Genomic DNA, 18603 nt, shown 5'->3' with positions numbered 1-18603 from the left:
GGGATATGGCGGAGCGGCTCCCGGACGTCCGTATGCCCGGGAACCGCGTACCGGTCCGCCCCCGTGCGGCGGGTGCCGCCGGGGGCGGGAGGGCTACGGGGTGCGGCGGCGCAGGAGCCGGAAGGCGCCCGCGGTGGCCAGGCCCGCGACGGCGAGGACGATGCCGCTCTCCACCAGCTGGAGCGGCCAGAAGTGGGACTCGGGGTGGTAGGTGGCCCAGAAGTCCTTCAGGCCGGAGTGCCGCATGCAGTCCTGGATGTCGGCGGCGCTGTCGGAGCCGACGCAGGTCAGGTCGCCGCCGATGCGCCCGCCGGTGGCGGTGACCACGCCGTGTTCGAGGTCCAGGGAGCTCACCGGAAGGCGCAGGGCGGCCCGGCCGGTGACCGTGTCGGCGGGCCACAGGCCCGTCCGCACCTGCTCCAGCACGGTGTGCAGCACCAGGACCGCGGCGAGGGACGCGCCGACGGCGGGCAGGGCCTTCCGGGTCACCAGCCCGGCGAGCGCGCCGAGGGCCAGACCCGCCAGGACGTGGGCGACGGCGACCGGGCCGGTGGAGACGAAGACGTCGGGGTCGTACCAGGCTCCGACCAGGTCGGGGTTGTCGTCCTGGCGGGCCCAGACGATGAGGAGCACTGCCGTGGTGGTGCCGGCCGTCAGCAGGACCGCGGGCAGGGCGAGCTTCGCGGCGAGCCAGCGCACCGGCGTCACGGACTGGCTCCAGGCCAGCTGCGCGGTGCCGCTCTCCATTTCGCGGCCGATCAGGGCGCCGCCCGCCCAGGCGGCCACCGGGAACATCAGGTACGACAGGACGGTGCCGACGGAGTCGATGCCGGCGCCGTACGTCTCGTCGGTGCCGATCGCCCGCAGGGCCGAGCAGCTCGGCAGGCCGGTGCCCGGCGAACCGCACGGGCCGATGGCCGCGCGGGCGTCCGCGCCTATGGCGTACATCCAGACCAGGGTCGCCGCGACGGCGAGCAGGGCGGCGCCCCCGGCGATCAGCGCCACGCGGTGCAGCCGCAGCACGGTCCAGGTCAGACCGGACGGACGGCGCAGACTCGGGGCGCTCACGGGGCGGACCTCCTCTTCAGGACGCCGAAGGCGACGGCGACGAGGACGGCGGTGGCGGCCAGCAGGACGCCGGTCTCCAGGAGCTGGCGGGGCCAGTAGTCGGGGGACGGCAGGTACTCGCGGGTGAAGCCGACGACGTCGTGCCGGTCGAGGCAGGCGCGGTCCGCGTAGCAGCCCGGGTCGCGGATCTCGGCGCCGGTGGAGGTGATCGCCCGGCTGCGCACGGACAGTTCGGGCTGCTGGTAATGGCCCTGGAAGGGCCAGGAGTTGGCGCGGAACGCGTTGACCAGGAACTGTGCGACGCCGGCGACCGCGAGGGCGGGCAGCGTGCGGCGCAGCACGAGTCCGGCGAGCGCGCCGACGGCCAGGCCGAGGAGCGGCGCGGCGACCGTGGCCGGGCCGAGGGAGAAGCGCAGGGCGCGCGGTCCGATGCCGGCCATCAGGAGGTTGCTGTGGGCGGACCAGAGCAGTTCGTAGAGCACGACCAGCAGGCTCGTGCCCGCGGTGACGATCAGCGCGGGCACCGCCAGCTTGGCGGCGAGCCAGCGGGCGGGCGTCACGGACTGGGTCCAGGCGAGCTGTGCGGTGCCGGTCTCCAGTTCGCGGGCGATCAGCGCGCCGCCCGCGAACACGGCCACCGCGAACGAGGCGATGTCCAGCAGGGAGGACGGGGCGTAGAAGAGGTCGTTGTAGGTGCCCGAGAGGTAGCTGGAGGTGATCCCGGAGGACCAGGCGGCCTCGTGCACGCCGGAGTATCCGAGCGTGTCGAGCTTCTCCTGCGTGGAGCCGGCGCCGGGCCCGTACAGCCACAGCAGCAGCCCCGCGGTGAGGACGACGAAGCCGGTCCAGATCCACAGCGCGGTGCGGTGCAGCCGCAGGACGGTCCAGACCAGGCCGCGGGGGCGCGGGAGGGCGCGGCGCGCGGGGGCCGCGAGGGCGGTGGCGCTCACGCGGTCACCCCCGCCGGGGTCGCGGTCGTGCCCGGGGTGAGCAGGGCCGGGGCCGAGGGGGAGCGCAGGTGGGCGAGGAGCAGTTCCTCCAGGGACGGCTCCGAGGTCTCCCAGCCGGCACCGACCGGCCCGTCGCGGCGGATCAGCGCGGTCAGACCGCGGCCGGTGACGCGGGACTCGACGACGGTGTGCGGGGCGAGGTCGGCGGGGGTGCCACGGCCGGTCACCACGCTGTGCGCGTGCAGCAGGTCGTCTATGCCGCCGCCGAGCCGTATCCGGCCGCCGCCCAGGAGCAGCAGGTGATCGCAGGCGTCGGCGAGTTCGGCGACGATGTGCGAGGACATCAGCACCGTCGTGCCGTGTTCGGCGGCGTCCGCCATGAGCGTGCCCAGCAGTTCGTGGCGGGCCAGCGGGTCGAGGTCGGCCATCGGCTCGTCCAGCAGCAGCAGTTCGGGCCGCTTGCCGAGCGCGAGGGCGAGTGCCACGCGGGTGCGCTGGCCGCCGGACAGGCCCCGGACCCGGGCCTTCGGGTCGAGGGAGCCCTGCTCGACGATCGCGGCGGCGTGCGCGGCGTCCCAGCGGGCGGGGTTGAGCTCGGCGCCCATGCGCAGGGTCTCGGCGACGGTGAGCTGGGGGTGCAGGGGCTTGTCCTGGGAGAGGTAGGCGATGCGCTCGCGTGCCTCGGCCGGTGCGGTGCCGAGGACGGTGAGCGTGCCGGAGGTGGGCCGCAGCAGTCCGGCGGCGGTGGCCAGCAGCGTCGACTTGCCCGCCCCGTTGGGACCGACGAGGGCGCTCACCCGTCCGGTGGGGAGACGGAAGGAGCAGTCGTCGAGGGCCGCTGCGGAACGCCTGCCGTACCGCAGGGTGAGCCCGTGCGCCTCGACGGCGACGGCGGGCGGGGTGGTGCTGGTGGAACTCACTGGTCCCCCTTCGGGAAGTGTGCGTCCAGTACGGAGCCGAACAGTGCGGCGACGTCCTCGCGGTCGAGTCCCGCGGCGTGCGCGCTCTTCGCCCAGGCGTCGAGTTCCGCGCGCAGCGGCGAGTCCGCCGGGGCGGCACCGAGGGTCCTGCGGACGAAGGTGCCGAGGCCGCGGCGTGCCTCGACCAGTCCCTCGCGTTCGAGTTCGCGGTAGGCCTTGAGGACGGTGTTCGGGTTGATGGCGGTGGCCTCCACGACCTCACGGGCCGTGGGGAGCTTGTCGCCCGGTTCCAGCAGGCCCAGGCGGAGGGCCTGCTTGGTCTGCTGGACGATCTGCAGATAGGTGGAGACGCCGCTGCGGCGGTCGATGCGGTACTCGATGCCGTGGTCCCCCATGGCGAAACCCCCTTTCACTAATTGAGTAGTGAAAGGGTGGTGCAAGACGGTCCCCGGAGTCAAGGCGAAAATTTCGTGGACCGATCCGTGAACCGATCGGCAGGGCTCGTCCGATGAGGGGGTGTGAGGGAAACGAGAAGCGACGGAGAACTGCTGCGGGCCATCGCGGCGGACGAGGACCGTCGCGCCTTCGAGGAGCTGTACCGGCGCTACGCGCCGTGGCTGACCGCGCGACTGCGCGGCCGGTGCGCCGACGCCTCGGTCGTCGACGACGTCGTACAGGAGACGTTCCTCTCGGTGTGGCGCGGCACCGCCCGCTACCGAGAGGAGGGCGACCCGGCGGGCTGGCTGTGGCGCATCGCCTCGCGCCGGCTCATCGACACACTGCGCGGCGACGGCGCCCGCGGCCGGCTCCGGCAGGCCCTGGCCCGCCTGCGGCACCGCGACGAGGCCTCCGCCGAGGAGCGCGTCCTCGCCGGTGTGGAGCACGGAGACCTGGCCGGCGCGCTGACCCGGCTGTCGCCCGAACTCCGGGCGGTCCTCCAGGCCACGGTGATCGACGGACTCACCACCAGAGAAGCGGCCGTCCTGCTGGGGATTCCGCCCGGCACGGTCAAGACGCGGGCGCTGCGTGCCCGCAAGCAGCTGAGGGAGGCGCTGGCATGAGCGCACACGGTACGGCCTGGCACGTGCCGGAGGACGACCTGCGGGCCTACGCGCGGGGCGAGGCCACACCTCCCCGGCTCTGGTCCACCGACACCCACCTCGCCTCCTGCGCGCAGTGCCGCGAGACACTGGCCGCGCTCAGCGACCCGGTCGCCCTGGACGCCGGCTGGGAACGGCTCGACGCCGAGCTGGACGCCCCGCGGCCGGGCCTCGTCGAGTCGCTGCTGGTGCGCGTCGGCGTCGCCGAGCACACCGCACGGCTGCTGGCGGCCACGCCGGTGCTGCGCCGCTCCTGGCTGGGCGCGGTCCTCGCCGTGCTCGTCATGACGGTGGTGGCGGCCGACGCGGTGCGGACCACGGCCACGCCCACGATGTTCCTGGCGCTCGCACCGCTGCTGCCGCTCGCCGGGGTCGCCCTGTCCTACGGGCCCGTGCTCGACCCGACGTACGAGATGACGGTCGTCTCCCCGACCCACAGCTTCCGGCTCCTCATGATCCGCACGGTCGCGGTGCTCACGGTGAGCCTCGGCCTCAACGGGCTCGCCACCCTCGCCCTCCCCTCCTACGGGCTGCGTGCGCTGGCCTGGCTGCTGCCCGCCCTCGCCCTCACCGGGAGCGGCCTCGCGCTGACCCCCCGGCTCGGGCCGGTCCTCGCGCCCTCCCTGGTGGGCGGCGCGTGGATCGCGGTGCTGATGGCGGCACGGTCGGCGGCCGAGGCGCACGCGACGCTCGCACCGTTCACCGCGGCGGGCCAAGGCGTCGCCGCGGCCGTCGCGGTACTCGCCACGGGCCTGCTCTACCTCGTGCGCGACCGGTTCGACGCCTCCCGCGTGCCCCTCACCGACACCTTCCGCGGCGGCACGGCGTGACCACGCCGGCCACCGCCGCCGACCGCTCCACCCACGTCTCCCGCGGGCGCGCCGCCTGACCGCCGCTCCCGTCCACCTCACTCCTCCGACAGGAGCGCCGCGTGACCGCCGCCCCTGACCACCACTCCGACAGGAGCCCCCTGCGCATGCCGCCCACCGTCTCCGCCTCCGGCCTGACCCTCCGCTACGGCGGAACCGTCGCCCTCGACGACGTCTCCCTGCGACTGGGCGAAGGCGTCACCGGACTGCTCGGCCCCAACGGCGCGGGCAAGACCACCCTGCTGCGGGTGCTCGCCACCGCGGTGCCCGCCGACCGGGGAGCCTTCACCGTCCTCGGGCACGACCCCGGCAGCCCGTCCGGCCGCCTGGACGTCCGGCGCCGGCTGGGCTACCTGCCCCAGACACCCGGCTTCCACCAGGACTTCTCCGCCTTCGCTTTCGTCGACTACGTGGCGATCCTGAAGGAGCTGACGGACCGCACCGCCCGGCACCGCGAGGTGCGGCGCGTGCTGGACGCCGTCGACCTGTCCGACGTGCGCGGCAAGCGCATCAAGAAGCTGTCCGGCGGCATGCGCCAGCGGGTAGCGCTGGCCGCCGCACTCGTCGGCGACCCGGGCTTCCTCGTCCTCGACGAGCCGACCGTCGGTCTCGACCCCGAACAGCGCATGCGCTTCAGGGAGCTGATCGCCCAGGCGGGCGAGGGGCGCACCGTCCTGCTCTCCACCCACCAGACGGAGGACGTCGCGATGCTCTGCCACCGCGTGATCGTCATGGCCTCGGGCCGGGTCCGCTTCGAGGGCACGCCCGCCGAGCTGACCGCGCGGGCGGCCGGCCGGGTCTGGAGCAGCACCGAACGCGACCCGGGCGCCCGCGCCGGATGGCGTACGGGCACGGGCAGCTTCCGCAACGTCGGCGACCCGCCCCCGGGCGCCGAACTCCTCGAACCGACCCTGGAGGACGGCTACTTGCTCACCCTCGACGGCGAGACCGCGGAGGTGGCCGCATGAGCGCCGCCGACACGATCGAACGGACGGCCCCCACGGGGGTGGAGCCGTCCGCGTCCGGACAGGGCTCCAGGACGCGCGCCGTCCTCGCCCTGGCCCGCTTCGAAGCCCGTGAACTGCTCCTGCAGATCCCGGTGTTCGCCTTCCTCGTGCTGTACGTCGTCTACACCGGCTGGCAGATGTTCTCCGGCCGGGAGGGCATGGACGACTTCCCCGTCCTCCAGGACGTCGACCGCGACACCCAGTCGGGGCCCATACTCCTCGGCGTCGCGCTCTTCGTCTGCGTCAACCGGGCCGTGCTGCGCTCGCGACGACGGGACACCGACCGTCACCTCGACGTCCTCCCTATGGATCCGTGGCGGCGTACGGTCGCCCACGGGCTGTCCGTCGTGCCCTTCGCGGCCCTCACCGCGCTGGTCGTCACCTTCCAGTTCACCTGGGCGGCGCTCAAGCCCGGCGCCGTCGGTCACGGATCACCGGCCGAACTGGCCGTGGGCCCGCTGTCGGTGCTCCTCTCCGGCATCCTCGGCGTCCTGTCCGCCCGGCTGGTGACCAGCTCGTTCGCCGCACCGCTCCTCGTCGTGGGCTTCGTCGCCTTCGGCACCCTGGTCTCCGTCGGGGCGAGCGACGCGCACTGGGAACGGTGGCTGTGGCCGAGCATCTCCGAGATGGGCCGCACCGCGCTCCCGTCCGACCTGATCGGCCGCCCGGCCGCCTGGCACGCGCTGTACCTGTCCGGGCTCGTGGTGCTGCTGCTGTGCCTCGCCGTGCTGAGGGGAGGCGGCCGGACGCGCACCACCGTGGCCGTGACGGCTCTCGCCCTCGCCGCGACGGGCGCCGGGATCGCCGGGCAGTCCCCGGGCGACCCGGCCTCGCTCGCCGCCGCCCGCACCGAGGCGACCGTCACCCCGCAGAAGGTGCAGTCCTGCGTCACCCACGGCAGGTCGACGTACTGCGCCTACCCGGAGTGGACGGGCCGCACCGCCGACTGGGCACGCGTCGTCGACGGCGTCCAGTCCCTCGCGGGCGGAGCGGCCGGCGGCGAGCGGCTGACCGTCCGCCAGCGGGTCGACGCCCGCTACGGCCTGGACGGCGACGCGGCGCTCGCCCCGTCCACCACCCGTGGCACCGTCACCGTCGGCACCCGGTGGGGCGGCAACCGCACCCCCGAGTTCGCGGTCGGCGTCGCCTCGGTCCTCGTCGCCGGCGACGAGGAGTCCGCCGGCACGATGTGCGACGCCCGCGGCGTGACGGCCATGTGGCTGGCGCTGGGCGCGCTGCCCCACCCGAAGACCGCGTTCACGAACGTCACCCTCGACGACCACGTCGACGGCGCCGAGGTCATCCTGGCCCCCACCAACCCGATCTCCCTGACCTCCGAACAGACCCGGATCGTCCAGGAGTTGCTCCAGCGTCCCCGCTACAGCGTCGTCCCCAAGGTGAAGGCGCACTGGGCGGAGCTCACGTCCCCCAAGACGTCCACGGCGCGGGCGGCCGAGCTCCTCGGGGTCCCCGCCGGCGACGGCGGCACCAAGACCTCGGACGGTGACTCGTGCGGGGGCTAGGGACGGCCGCCGCGGCGCGGCCCGCGCCTTCTCCCGGAGGAGGCGCACCGCCCCCCGCGGGCACGGCGCCCGGCGCGGGCCCGTACGCCGTGGCCGGCGCGCTGCTGCCGCCGCTGTGGCGCGCCCTGCCCCGGGCGGCCCTCATCACCGGTGCCGTCCTGGCGCTGCTCCTGACCGCCCTGCCCCGGCTGCTGTCCACCGAGCCCGACCCGTGGATGAGCCTCAACCTGCTGCGGGCCGCCGCCCTCACCCTCGGTCTGGGCCTGGCCTTCCTGCTGGACGACCCGGCGCGGCACACCACCGCGCCGGTGCCGACCCGGCGGCCGGTACGCGCCGGGCTGCGGGTCGCGCTCGTCGCCCCGCTCGTGGCGCTGTGCTGGACGGCCGCGCTGCTCCTGACGCCGGCGCGGGTGCGGCCCCCGGTCGGCGCGGTCACCCTGGAGGCGGGCGCCCTGGCCCTCCTCGCACTGGCCGCCGCCTCCCTGGCCGTGCGGTGCACGGACGCCGCCGAACCGGGCGTCGTGGTGTCGGCCGGCCTGCTGGGCACGGTCTGCGCCGCGGCCCTGCTGCTGCCCTACCGCTGGACGCTGTTCCCGTCGGCCGACGACCCGGCCTGGGGCGACGCGCACCAGCGGTGGGCGTGGCTGCTGGCCGGCGCGGCCGTGACGGTCGCGTACGCCGGCGCGGAACCCGTCCGCCGGCGGCGCGTCCTCAGGACTCGGTCCGGTACATGAGGTCCGTCTCGTGCGTCACGAAGCCGAGCCGCTCGTACACCGTCACCGCCGCCTTGTTGTCGGCGTCGACGTAGAGCATCGCGGTGGGCAGGCCCTGGGCGGCCAGGTGACGCAGACCGATGGTGGTCAGCGCCTTGCCCAGGCCGCCGCCCTGGGAGCCGGGGCGCACGCCGAGGACGTACACCTCGCCGATCTGCTCCTCGGCGTGCACCTTGGTCCAGTGGAAGCCGACCAGTTCGCCGCTCTGGAAGGCCAGGAAGAACCCGGAGGGGTCGAACCACGGCTCGGCCATCCGGTCGTCCAGGTCCCGCTGGGTGAGGGAGCCCTGTTCGGGGTGGTGGGCGAAGGCCTCGGAATTGACGGCCAGCCAGGCGGCGTCGTCCCGGCCGGGCACGAAGGCCCGGACGTTCGTACCGTCCGGGAGCTTCGGCTCCCCGAGGTCCATCCCCTCCAACGGCCGCCGCATCTGGCGCAGTTCGCGGAACAGCGTGAGTCCGAGGACCTGCGCCAGGTGCCGGGCCGCGGAGTGCCCGCCGTGCGCCCACACGCGCAGCCGCTTCCCCGACTCGGCCAGCAGCGCGGAGCCGAGCGCCCGGCCGTGCCCGTGTCCGCGGTACGCCGGGTGCACGACCAGCTCGGCGGCGGGGGCCTCCACCGGATCGGTGTCCTCCAGTTGCGCGTACCCGACCAGTTCGGGACCGACGGCCAGCAGCAGATGCCGCACGCCCTCCCGGGGCCCGCCCTTCAGCTGGAGCCGTCCCTGCTCGGACACCGCCTGCTGGCCGTCGGACCGGGCGGCCTCCGCGAGCAGCCCGAGCACGTCCTCCGCCTGGGCGGGGGTGAGCTCGGAGAAGGTCTGGATGGAACGCGAGTGCGCAAACGGTGCGGTGTCGTCGCTGGTCATGCATACGAGGGTACGGCCCGGTGATTTCCGGACAAGGAGTTGAGCGCGGCGGATGTCGATCGTGGCGGGCCGTCCGGGCGGCCGTGGTCGGGCGGAGGCCGCCTCCCGGTGAAGCGATGGCAACCAGTCCGTAACCGCTAACCCCCTGTTGCGCTACGCGCGTTGAATCTAAGGTGCGTGCACAAGCCACAGCCGTCCCACAGTTCTCGTGGTTCCGGCGGACCGCCCCCGCGGCGGTCCTCGCTCCCGCAGCTCTCACCGGTCTCCAGGGGGGATCCCATGCAGCCGACGTCCCGGCACAGACGTACTCATCGCATGCTCGCGGCAGCGGCAGGACTGGCCACCGTCGGTGCGCTGGCCTCCGCGATGCCCGCGAGCGCCGGCCAGGACACGGCCACTCCGTCGCACCACCAGGGCAGCGGCCGCTACCAGGACGTGCAGTTGCTGTCCTTCAACGACCTGCACGGCAACCTGGAGCCGCCGTCCGGCTCCTCCGGCCGCGTCACCGAGCGGCAGGCCGACGGCACGACGAAGACGATCGACGCGGGCGGCGTGGAGTACCTCGCCACTCATCTGCGCGAGGCCCGCAAGAACCACACGTACTCGATCACGGCCGGGGCCGGTGACATGGTCGGCGCCTCCCCGCTGATCTCCGGGCTCTTCCACGACGAACCGACGGTCGACGCGCTGAACAAGCTCGACCTGGATGTGACGAGCGTCGGCAACCACGAGTTCGACGAGGGTGCCAAGGAGCTCGCACGGCTCCAGAACGGCGGTTGCCACCCGAAGGACGGCTGCTACGACGACCACGAGAAGTTCCGCGGCGCCGACTTCCCCTACCTCGCGGCGAACGTCACCGACGAGAAGACCGGCAAGCCGATCCTCGCGCCGTACTGGGTGTGGCGGAAGAACGGCGTCAAGGTCGGCTTCATCGGCGTGACCCTGGAGGGCACCCCGAACATCGTCTCCGCCGAGGGCGTCAAGGGCCTGAAGTTCGGCGACGAGGTCGAGACCATCAACAAGTACGCCAAGGTGCTCCAGCGCCAGGGCGTGAAGTCGATCGTCGCGCTCATCCACGAGGGCGGCGCGCCCGTCTCGCAGTCCTACAACTACGACTGCGACAGCCCCGGCCCCGGCGACGGCATCTCCGGCCCGATCGTCGACATCGCCAAGAACGTCACGCCGGCCGTGGACGCGCTCGTCACCGGCCACACCCACCAGGCGTACGCGTGCACGATCGACGACCCGGCGGGCAACCCCCGCATGGTCACCTCGGCGTCCTCCTTCGGCCGCCTCTACACGGACACCACGCTGACCTACGACCGCTGGACCGGGGACATCGCCCGTACGGCGGTGAAGTCCGCGAACCACGTCGTCACCCGTGACGTGGCGAAGGCCGCCGACATGACGGCGCTCATCGGCAAGTGGAAGACCCTCTCCGCCCCGATCGCCTCGCGTCCCATCGGCTACATCGCCGGAGAGATCGGCAACGCCGGAACCGAGTCCCCGCTCGGTGACGTGATCGCCGACGCGCAGCTCGCCCACGCCAAGTCGCTCGACCCCGAGGCCGATCTCGCGCTGATGAACCCGGGCGGCATCCGCGCCGGTCTCACCTACGCCGCGAGCGGTGGCGAGGGCGACGGCGTGGTGACGTACGGCGAGGCGTACACGGTGCAGCCCTTCTCCAACACCGTGAACCTCGTGAACCTGACCGGCGCCCAGCTGATCACCGGGCTCCAGCAGCAGGTCAGCGGCGCCAACGAGGCCGCGCCGAAGATCCTCCAGGTCTCCTCCGGCCTCACCTACACGCTGGACCTGACGAAGACGGGCGCCGCCCGTGTCGTCACCGACTCGATCAAGCTCAATGGCGCCGCCATCGACCCGGCCGCCACCTACCGCGTCGCGATGAACTCCTTCCTCGCGGGCGGCGGCGACGGCTTCGCCGAGCTCGGCAAGGGCACCGATGTCCTCGTCGGAAGCGACGACCTGGCGGCCTTCGAGGCCTTCCTGACGGCCAACTCCTCGGCCACCAACCCCTACCCGGTGCCCGCGGCGAACCGGATCACGGTTCTGAAGTGACCGCACCGATCATGGAATACGCCTGGGAAATGGCCTGTCCGTCTCCCAGGTAAGTTCCAAGTGAGGCCGGTAATAAGTTCTGTGTGAGTGGCGGCTCGGTTCCGCCGCCACTCTGAGAATTACTTTCAGTCGTAATTCATCGAGGTCTCAGCGGAATTGGCGATTTCAGGGTCCGGGCTCCCGTAATGTTTTCCATGTCGAAAGCGAACAGCGCGAACGACAAAGGGAATTCACCCACAGGGAAGAAGGAGAACCCATGAGCTTCCACAAGATCGCCCCGGTCAAGAAGCACCGCAAGGCCGCTCCCAAGCCGGCGCCGAAGCCCGTCGAGAAGAAGGCCGCCGCCGCGCCGAAGCCGCGTCCGGTGGGTCGTCAGGGTCGCTAGCAGCAGCCGCGAGGCGGGGTCCCGGAATTGTTCCGGTGGCCCCGCCTCGGCCGTTTCCGGGGTTCATTCCGGGATTGATATGGGCTTTGTGCGGGTCTGGCACGGCCCCGTACGGCACCGAATCCAGGTCGGTCTGCCGGGTGTTTGCCCTACGGGGAAAGGGAGTTGAGGAGTCATGCGGGAAGTTCGGGAGGCGTTCGCGCGGTTCTGGCCGCTCACGCGCGGGGACCGCACCTGGCTGGTACTGATCACCGGCTGCGTGGTGCTGGCCGCGCTCGCCGAGACGGCGTCCATCCTGCTCTTCGCGGATCTCACCGACCACGCGCTCGGGGCGGGGTCGGTGTCCGCGTTCTGGGGGCCCGCCGGCGCCTGGCTCGGTGTCGCGGTGCTCGGCGCGCTCGTCGGCTACCTCGGCAACTCGCTCGCGGTGTGGACCGCCGAGAGATTCGTGCTGCGGCTGCGTGCGGCGGTGTTCCGGCACGTCCAGGAGCTGCCCCCGCACTTCTTCCGGCGCCACCGGCGGGGCGACCTGGTCGAACGTCTCACCGGCGATGTCGAGGCCATCGAGCGGATGGTCGTGTCGGGCGTCGTCGGGACGGTCTCGGCCGCGTTCTCGGCACTCTTCTACGCGGCCGCGGCGCTCTGGCTCCGCTGGGACCTGGCGCTCGTCACCTTCGTCCTCGCGCCGCTCTTCCTCGTCGCGGCGCGCCGCTTCTCCGGGCGCATCAAGGCCGCCTCCCAGGAGGAGCGGGCCGCCGACGGCGCGATCACCTCGGTCGTCGAGGAGGCGCTCGGCAACGTGGTGCTCACCCAGGCGTACAACCGGCGGCGGGCCGAGGAGAGGCGGCTCGACCGTGAGGCGCGCGCCTGGATGCGGGCGTCCGTGCGGGGGGCGCGGGCGAGCGAGAAGTACGAGCAGCTCGTCGAGGTTCTCGAGACGCTGTGCGTGCTCGCCGTGATCGGCCTCGGGGCCTGGGAGATCTCCCAGGGGCGGATGTCCCTCGGCCAGTTGCTCGCCTTCGCCGCGTTCCTCGGCTACCTGTACCCGCCGGTGCGGACCCTCGGTCAACTGGGGCTCACCGTCACCGCCGCCACCGCCGGGGCCGAGCGGCTCCAGGAGATCCTGGACGCCGAGCCCGCCGTCCGCGACCCCGCCGAACCGGTGCGGGCGTGGCCCGTGGGCGGCTGGGTCGGGCTGCACGGCGTCTCGTTCCGTTACCCGGGGGACGAGCGTGACTGCCTGCGCGACGTGACCTTCACGGCCGGACCCGGTGAACTCGTCATCGTCACCGGCCCCAGCGGCGCCGGGAAGTCCACGCTCTCCAAGCTGCTGACCCGCTTCTACGACCCGACGGCCGGGGTGATCCGTCTCGACGGCGTCCCGCTGGGCGACATGTCCCTGGAGTTCCTGCGCGAGAACGTGACGCTGCTGCCCCAGGAGACGCTCGTCCTGCACGGCACGATCCGCGAGAACATCGCGTGCGGTCGGCCGGGGGCGTCCGTGGCGGCGATCGAGCAGGCCGCGGTGGATGCCTTCGCGCACGACTTCATCAGCGCGCTGCCCGACGGGTACGACACCGAGATCGCGCCCGGCACGGCGACGCTCTCCGGCGGTCAGCTGCAGCGGATCGCCATCGCCCGCGCCATGCTGCGCGCCGCGCCGGTCCTCGTCCTCGACGAGCCGACGGCCGGGCTCGACTCGGTCGCCGCGCGCCGGGTGGTCGGGCCGCTGCGCCGTCTGATGGCGGGCCGGACGACCGTCATGATCACGCACGACCTGTCGCTGGCGCCCGACGCGGACCGCATCCTCGTCGTCGATGGCGGACGCCTGGTGGAGTCGGGCACCCACGAGGAACTGATCGCCCACGGCGGCACGTACGCGCGCCTCGCTGCACCGGACCTCGCCGCCGTCTGAACGGTGGGTGGGTCGGGTCCGTGCGCGTTCCGCCGGTGGGTGGGTCGGGTCCGTGCGCGTTCCGCCGGTGGGTGGGTCGGGTCCGTGCCGGTGATCCGGCCGTTGCAGCCGTCGCGTGGTCCGGTGGGTCGCCTTCGGTCCGGTGGGTGGGTCGGGTCCGTGCCGGTGATCCGCCCGTTGCAGCCCTTGTGTGGTCCGGCGATTCAGTGCGGTGGGTTGGTGGCGCCGTCCGCAACGGGCATGTGATGCACCGGCACGGCCCCTTCCGTGAGAGGGCGGGTGCGGGTGTGAGTGGGGTGCGGATTCGGATGCAGGTGCGAGTGGGGTGCGGGTGCGGATACGGGTGCGAGTGGGGCCAGGGGGCCTGGTAGCCACGGCCTGTCCGGCGACAGCTCCTGCGCCGTGTCCGGCGGGAGCTCCCGCGCCGTCCGGCGACAGCTTCCAGCCCGTCCGGCGCTGGCTCCTATGCCGTCCCGCCCGGCGGCAGTTCTTGTCCGGCGGTAACTCCCGCCCCTCGGCAGTTCCCGCCCCTCGGCAGTTCCCGCCCCTCGGCAGTTCGCGCCCTTCGGCAGTTCCCGTCCAGCGGTAGCTCCCAGCCTCGTCTGGCGCTGGCTCCTCCCCCGTCCCGCCTTGAGGGCAGAGAGCACCTTTCAGCCTGTCCGGCGTTTGAGGACGAGGCCGTCCAGGCCGATTTCCCCCCACCCCCGGGTGGCCCCTGTGGCTGGTGAGAAGGGGGCAGCATTTCAGCCCGTCCGGCGCTTGAGGACGAGGCCGTTCAGGCCGATGGGGGTCTGGGGGCGGAGCCCCCAGGGGATGGGTCGGGTAGGGGCGGCGGGGGCGAAGAAGCGTTCGCGAGCCCGCAGCAGACCTGGGCCCGGTGGGCAGGAATGCCCAGGTGAGCCGGGGTGGGCCCTGAGTCCAGGGGGGCGACGGGAGTGTTCCGGTGGACCGGAGTCCCAGGTGGGCCGGGGGTACCCAGGTGGGCCGGAGCCCCAGGTGGGCCGGAGCCCCAGGTGGGCCGGAGCCCCAGGTGGGCCGGAGCCCCGGACGAGCCGGGGGTACCCAGGTGGACCGGAGTCCAGGTGGGCCGGAGTCCAGGTGGCCCCGGGGGTCATTCCGTTTCGTAGGGCTCGAACTTCTCGTACGTGCCGAAGAGTTCCGGCGGCGGCGTCGGCGCCCCGGGCAGCCGAACCGTCGCGACCGTACCGCCCCCCTGCGCGGGCCCGAGCGACACCTCGCCCCCGCACTGCTGCACCGTACGGGCCACGATCGAAAGACCGAGCCCCGACCCGGGCAGCGCACGGGCGGACTGCGAGCGCCAGAAGCGGTCGAAGACGTGCGGGAGCTCCTCCGCGGGGATCCCCGGCCCATGGTCGCGGACCGTCAGCTCGCCCTCCTTCAGCACGACCTCGATCGTGCCGCCCTCGGGGCTGAACTTCACCGCGTTGTCGAGGATGTTCACGATGGCCCGCTCCAGCGCGGCGGGCTCGGCCTTCACGAACCAGGGCTGGAGGTCCGCCGTGATCGTCAGCTCGGGCCCGCGCAGCCGGGCCCGGCGCAGTGCCGCCTCGACGGTGTCCTCCAGAGCGACGAACTCGAAGCGGTCGGCGGGCTGGCCGGAGTCCGACCGCGACAGCGTCTGGAGGTCGCCGATCAGTGCCGCCAGCTCGGTCATCTGCGCGGTGACCGAGGCGAGGAGCGCCTTGCGGTCCGCCGGGGGGAGCGGCCGGCCGGTCTCCTCGCTGCGCGAGAGGAGCTCTATGTTCGTCCGCAGCGAGGTGAGCGGCGTCCGCAGTTCATGGCCCGCGTCGGCGATGAGCTGCTGCTGGAGGTCGCGGGAGCTGGCGAGCGCGGACGTCATCGAGTTGAAGGAGCGGGACAGCCGGGCGACTTCGTCCTCGCTGTCCTCCTCCACGGGGATGCGGATGGTGAGGTCCTCGGTGCGGGCCACGTGCTCGACGGCCTCGGTGAGCCGGTCCACGGGGCGCAGCCCGGCGCGGGCGACGGCCAGCCCGGCCGCCCCGGCGCCGACCACTCCGACGCCGCCGACGACGAGGAGGAACACGGCCAGCTCGCTGAGGGTGGAGTTGGTGCCGCTGAGCGGCAGGGCGTTCAGGACGGCGGCGTCCGCCACCACGGTCGGGTGGCCGTTGGGCCCGTCGATCGTCAGGGGGGCCGTCAGCACGCGTACGGGGTTGCCCTTGGTGTCGACGCCGTTGCGCAGGATGCCTTCGTCGCGGACCGGGTTCTTGGCCAGGCCGGTGTCGCTGTCGGTGACCTTGACGGTGCCGAAGGAGTTCGAGGAGACGCAGGACTCGCCGTCGACCTTGACCACCTGGAGGTAGTACTCGGTGTTCGCGCGGAGCTCGCCCGGATCCGGTGCCTGGTCGCTCTGGTCGGTCTGGCCGCAGTTGGCGATGCTGTCGACGATGGCGGGCCGCATGGGGTGGCTGGCCTGCGACTTCAGCTCGCTGTCGACCTGGTCGTACAGCTTGCCGCGCACGATGAACCAGCACGTCACGGACACGGCGGCCACCGCGAACGCCACCGCCGCCGCCACCAGCAACGCCAGTCGCGACCGCAGCGGCAGAGCCCGGAACCTGCGGATCACTCCGCGCCGCCCGACCTGAGGACGTAGCCCACGCCCCGCACCGTGTGCACCAGGCGCGGCTCGCCGCCCGCCTCGGTCTTGCGGCGCAGGTACATGACGTACACGTCGAGGGAGTTGGACGAGGGTTCGAAGTCGAAGCCCCAGACCGCCTTCAGGATCTGCTCGCGGGTGAGGACCTGGCGCGGGTGGGCCATGAACATCTCCAGCAGGGTGAACTCCGTGCGGGTCAGTTCGACGGGACGGCCCGCCCGGGTGACCTCACGGGTCGCCAGGTCCATCCGGAGGTCGCCGAAGACGAGTGCGTCGTCCTCCTGGGTGCCGACCGCCGCCGCGGCGTACGAGCTGCGCCGCAGCAGCGCCCTCACGCGTGCGAAGAGCTCGTCGAGCTCGAAGGGCTTCACGAGGTAGTCGTCGGCGCCGGCGTCCAGGCCGGTGACGCGGTCGCCGACCGTGTCGCGCGCGGTGAGCATCAGGATCGGCGTGGTCGTGCCCGCGCCGCGCATCCGGCGTGCCGCGGTCAGCCCGTCCATGCGCGGCATCTGGATGTCCAGGACCACCAGGTCGGGCCGGCAGGCCGTCGCCTTCTCCAGGGCGTCCGCGCCGTCGACCGCGACCTCGGTCTCGTACCCCTCGAAGGCGAGGCTGCGCTGGAGTGCTTCGCGGACGGCCGGCTCGTCGTCGACGATCAGGATGCGCTGGGGGTCACGGTCGCCATCGGCGGGGCTCATGGGCGTCGGTTCCTAGGGGTGCGGTGGGACGGGGCTCGACTCATTCAGCCTCGCACGTTTCCGGGCGGGCGCGGAGAGGACCGGCGGGCCACCGGGGGCCCGCCGGCCGGGGCGTGCGCCCCCCGGTGCGTACGGCGGACCGGTCCGGCGCCGGCTGTCGGGCGGGCACGGCGGTCAGCCCCGCAGTGCGTCCAGCCGGTGCAGGCGCACCCGGCGGCGGTGGGCCCGGGTGGCGGGGGTGCGGAGGCCCATCAGCTGCGGCGCGATCTCGGGCGCCCGGGTCGCGGTGGGGGCGTGCAGCTCCCCGACGACCGCCAGGGCCAGGTCCAGCTTGGCCGGATCGATGCCGGCGACCGTCGCGTGCGATATCTGCTTGATCATGACGAACCTCCTGGATCGGTGCCCCTCGGGGGCGGTGGTGCACGCTCGTCCGGGCGTGCGGTCAGCTGTCCGAGCCACCTGCCCGCAGATCGGCCAGGTCTGCCCTGACGGTGTTGATCGGGATGGCGAAGCCGAGGCCGACGCTGCCCGCGCTCGACGAGGAGGACGAGTCCGAAGCGGCCGAGTACATCGCCGAGTTGATGCCGATGATGTTGCCGTTCATGTCGATCAGGGCTCCGCCGGAGTTGCCCGGGTTGAGCGAGGCGTCGGTCTGGAGCGCCTTGTACGTCGTCGTCGACGACCCGGTGTCGCCGTTGAACTCGCGGCCGCCGAACTCGAACGGCCACCGGCCGCCGCCGTCGCCCTGCTGCTGGCCCTGGCTCTCGTCGGTCGAGACGGTCACGTCACGGTCGAGTGCGGAGACGATGCCGCTGGTGACGGTGCCGGTCAGGCCCTCGGGGGAGCCGATCGCGACGACCTGGTCGCCGACCTGGACGCCGTCGGAGTTGCCGAGCGTCGCGGTCTTCAGACCGGACGGCGCGTCCTCCAGCTTGATCAGCGCGAGGTCCTTCTTGCTGTCGGTGCCGACGACCTGCGCGGTGTAGGACTTGCCGTCGCTCAGCTGCACCTTGATCGACGAGGCGCCGGAGACGACGTGGTTGTTGGTGATGATCTCGCCGTCGGTCGTGATGATCACGCCCGATCCGGTGGACGAGCCCGCGTTCGAGGTCGCGCCGATCTCGACGATGCTCGGGCCGACCGCCTTGGCGACCCCGGCGACCGTGCCCTTCTGGCTGGTGGGCACCACGTTGGTGCTGGTGCTGCTGGAGGCCACGGTGTCGTTGCCGGTGAGCTCCTGGATGCCGTACGCGGTGCCGCCGCCGATGGCCGCGGCGACTATGGCGACCGCCGCGAGCAGGGCCAGGGGGCCCTTGGCGCGCTTCTTCGTGGGTGCGACCGGCTCGGCCTGGACGGTGGCGAACGCCGCGGTGGGAGCGGAGTCCGGCTCCGGGTACGCGGTCCAGCCGCCGCCGTGGCCGTCGCCTCCGTCACCGCCCTGACCGGTGCCCGGCCATACGGTGGTGCCCGGCTCGACGGCGTACGGCGCGGCCGGCTCGTACGCCGGCGGGGGAGGCCACTCGGGGTTCACCGGTGAAGAGGCGTGCTGCTGCTGATGAGCCGCCCCCGGGTGCAGGGGGTGTGCCGGCTGGTGGTCGTCGCCCTGGGGGTGGTCGCCGCTGCGGCGGAAGCTCTCGGTCATGCAATTGAGAGTGTCCCGGGATCATGAGAGCTCCCTGAGTGTGCCCTGAGAAGCCCGACAGAACCTCGTATGCCCGATATAAAGGCCCGTGAGCCCGGGAAACAGCGGGTTGCGTGAGGGTGATGACACGGAGGGCGACGGACGAATACTTGTCCGACCGCTGTGAAG

General features: G+C 72.9%; 17 protein-coding genes. 8 read left to right on the top strand and 9 right to left on the bottom strand.

Annotated features, from left to right (window positions below):
* Window positions 1-93 precede the first annotated feature (93 nt).
* The 4 genes from BKI49_RS17625 to BKI49_RS17610 are packed head-to-tail and all read right to left on the bottom strand — an operon-like array spanning window position 94 to window position 3333.
* Entirely contained in the window at window positions 94-1068 is a 975-nt protein-coding gene (locus BKI49_RS17625; RefSeq protein WP_257004840.1) for a hypothetical protein, read from the bottom strand.
* Entirely contained in the window at window positions 1065-2018 is a 954-nt protein-coding gene (locus tag BKI49_RS17620) for a hypothetical protein (protein ID WP_095935227.1), read from the bottom strand. The genes BKI49_RS17625 and BKI49_RS17620 overlap by 4 nt, the downstream gene beginning before the upstream one ends.
* Window positions 2015-2938, bottom strand: a complete 924-nt coding sequence (locus BKI49_RS17615; protein ID WP_095935226.1) for an ABC transporter ATP-binding protein — start codon at window positions 2936-2938, stop codon at window positions 2015-2017. The genes BKI49_RS17620 and BKI49_RS17615 overlap by 4 nt, the downstream gene beginning before the upstream one ends.
* Window positions 2935-3333 (bottom strand): GntR family transcriptional regulator, encoded by a 399-nt coding sequence (locus tag BKI49_RS17610; RefSeq protein WP_095935225.1) that lies wholly within the window; start codon window positions 3331-3333, stop codon window positions 2935-2937. Before BKI49_RS17610 ends, BKI49_RS17615 begins: the two co-directional genes overlap by 4 nt.
* A gap of 123 nt (window positions 3334-3456) precedes the next feature.
* Between BKI49_RS17610 and BKI49_RS17605 the strand changes: the two genes are divergently transcribed.
* The 5 genes from BKI49_RS17605 (at window position 3457) to BKI49_RS17585 (ending at window position 8171) form a co-directional block, all read left to right on the top strand.
* Window positions 3457-3999, top strand: a complete 543-nt coding sequence (locus tag BKI49_RS17605; protein WP_095935224.1) for an RNA polymerase sigma factor — start codon at window positions 3457-3459, stop codon at window positions 3997-3999.
* Window positions 3996-4868: an anti-sigma factor gene (locus BKI49_RS17600; RefSeq protein ID WP_095935223.1), complete on the top strand. Its 873-nt coding sequence runs from the start codon at window positions 3996-3998 to the stop codon at window positions 4866-4868. Before BKI49_RS17605 ends, BKI49_RS17600 begins: the two co-directional genes overlap by 4 nt.
* Before the next feature lie 146 nt (window positions 4869-5014).
* Window positions 5015-5875, top strand: a complete 861-nt coding sequence (locus tag BKI49_RS17595) for an ABC transporter ATP-binding protein (protein WP_095935222.1) — start codon at window positions 5015-5017, stop codon at window positions 5873-5875.
* Window positions 5872-7437: an ABC transporter permease gene (locus BKI49_RS17590; protein ID WP_095935221.1), complete on the top strand. Its 1566-nt coding sequence runs from the start codon at window positions 5872-5874 to the stop codon at window positions 7435-7437. Before BKI49_RS17595 ends, BKI49_RS17590 begins: the two co-directional genes overlap by 4 nt.
* Before the next feature lie 89 nt (window positions 7438-7526).
* On the top strand, window positions 7527-8171 hold the full coding sequence (locus BKI49_RS17585; RefSeq protein WP_257004839.1) for an ABC transporter: 645 nt from the start codon (window positions 7527-7529) through the stop codon (window positions 8169-8171).
* On the opposite strand, the gene mshD is transcribed toward BKI49_RS17585, so the two are convergent.
* Window positions 8149-9075 (bottom strand): mycothiol synthase, encoded by a 927-nt coding sequence (gene mshD, locus BKI49_RS17580; RefSeq protein ID WP_095935220.1) that lies wholly within the window; start codon window positions 9073-9075, stop codon window positions 8149-8151. The two genes, BKI49_RS17585 and mshD, sit on opposite strands and share 23 nt — an antisense overlap.
* A gap of 279 nt (window positions 9076-9354) precedes the next feature.
* Here mshD and BKI49_RS17575 point away from each other — a divergent pair, with 279 nt between their 5' ends.
* From BKI49_RS17575 to BKI49_RS17570, 3 genes are all read left to right on the top strand, one after another.
* Window positions 9355-11154 (top strand): bifunctional metallophosphatase/5'-nucleotidase, encoded by a 1800-nt coding sequence (locus BKI49_RS17575; RefSeq protein WP_095935219.1) that lies wholly within the window; start codon window positions 9355-9357, stop codon window positions 11152-11154.
* A 256-nt stretch (window positions 11155-11410) separates the two neighbouring features.
* Window positions 11411-11539, top strand: coding sequence for a hypothetical protein (locus BKI49_RS35865; RefSeq protein ID WP_257004838.1), 129 nt, complete (start codon window positions 11411-11413; stop codon window positions 11537-11539).
* A gap of 175 nt (window positions 11540-11714) precedes the next feature.
* On the top strand, window positions 11715-13454 hold the full coding sequence (locus BKI49_RS17570; protein WP_095935218.1) for an ABC transporter ATP-binding protein: 1740 nt from the start codon (window positions 11715-11717) through the stop codon (window positions 13452-13454).
* Between the two features lie 1111 nt (window positions 13455-14565).
* On the opposite strand, the gene BKI49_RS17565 is transcribed toward BKI49_RS17570, so the two are convergent.
* From BKI49_RS17565 to BKI49_RS17550, 4 genes are all read right to left on the bottom strand, one after another.
* Window positions 14566-16065, bottom strand: a complete 1500-nt coding sequence (locus BKI49_RS17565) for a sensor histidine kinase (RefSeq protein WP_095935217.1) — start codon at window positions 16063-16065, stop codon at window positions 14566-14568.
* Window positions 16062-16793, bottom strand: a complete 732-nt coding sequence (locus BKI49_RS17560) for a response regulator transcription factor (RefSeq protein WP_095935216.1) — start codon at window positions 16791-16793, stop codon at window positions 16062-16064. Before BKI49_RS17560 ends, BKI49_RS17565 begins: the two co-directional genes overlap by 4 nt.
* A gap of 174 nt (window positions 16794-16967) precedes the next feature.
* Entirely contained in the window at window positions 16968-17174 is a 207-nt protein-coding gene (locus tag BKI49_RS17555) for a hypothetical protein (protein ID WP_095935215.1), read from the bottom strand.
* A 61-nt stretch (window positions 17175-17235) separates the two neighbouring features.
* The gene (locus BKI49_RS17550; protein WP_095935214.1) at window positions 17236-18435 is read right to left on the bottom strand and encodes a S1C family serine protease; all 1200 of its coding nucleotides are present in this window, start codon (window positions 18433-18435) and stop codon (window positions 17236-17238) included.
* Between the last annotated feature and the right edge of the window lie 168 nt (window positions 18436-18603).

The organism is Streptomyces sp. Tue6028, assembly GCF_002300165.1.
GTDB lineage: Bacteria > Actinomycetota > Actinomycetes > Streptomycetales > Streptomycetaceae > Streptomyces > Streptomyces siamensis.
The sequence above is the reverse complement of the archived record's forward strand: the minus strand, read 5'-3'. Positions and strand labels throughout refer to the sequence as shown.

Bases quoted from the DNA above. Each gene is read 5' to 3' on its own strand.
- BKI49_RS17610 (WP_095935225.1), bottom strand. From the start codon at position 3,333: ATGGGGGACCACGGCATCGAGTACCGCATCGACCGCCGCAGCGGCGTC.
- BKI49_RS17600 (WP_095935223.1), top strand. From the start codon at position 3,996: ATGAGCGCACACGGTACGGCCTGGCACGTGCCGGAGGACGACCTGCGG.
- BKI49_RS17595 (WP_095935222.1), top strand. From the start codon at position 5,015: ATGCCGCCCACCGTCTCCGCCTCCGGCCTGACCCTCCGCTACGGCGGA.
- BKI49_RS17590 (WP_095935221.1), top strand. From the start codon at position 5,872: ATGAGCGCCGCCGACACGATCGAACGGACGGCCCCCACGGGGGTGGAG.
- mshD (WP_095935220.1), bottom strand. From the start codon at position 9,075: ATGACCAGCGACGACACCGCACCGTTTGCGCACTCGCGTTCCATCCAG.
- BKI49_RS17575 (WP_095935219.1), top strand. From the start codon at position 9,355: ATGCAGCCGACGTCCCGGCACAGACGTACTCATCGCATGCTCGCGGCA.
- BKI49_RS35865 (WP_257004838.1), top strand. From the start codon at position 11,411: ATGAGCTTCCACAAGATCGCCCCGGTCAAGAAGCACCGCAAGGCCGCT.
- BKI49_RS17570 (WP_095935218.1), top strand. From the start codon at position 11,715: ATGCGGGAAGTTCGGGAGGCGTTCGCGCGGTTCTGGCCGCTCACGCGC.
- BKI49_RS17560 (WP_095935216.1), bottom strand. From the start codon at position 16,793: ATGAGCCCCGCCGATGGCGACCGTGACCCCCAGCGCATCCTGATCGTC.
- BKI49_RS17555 (WP_095935215.1), bottom strand. From the start codon at position 17,174: ATGATCAAGCAGATATCGCACGCGACGGTCGCCGGCATCGATCCGGCC.
- BKI49_RS17550 (WP_095935214.1), bottom strand. From the start codon at position 18,435: ATGACCGAGAGCTTCCGCCGCAGCGGCGACCACCCCCAGGGCGACGAC.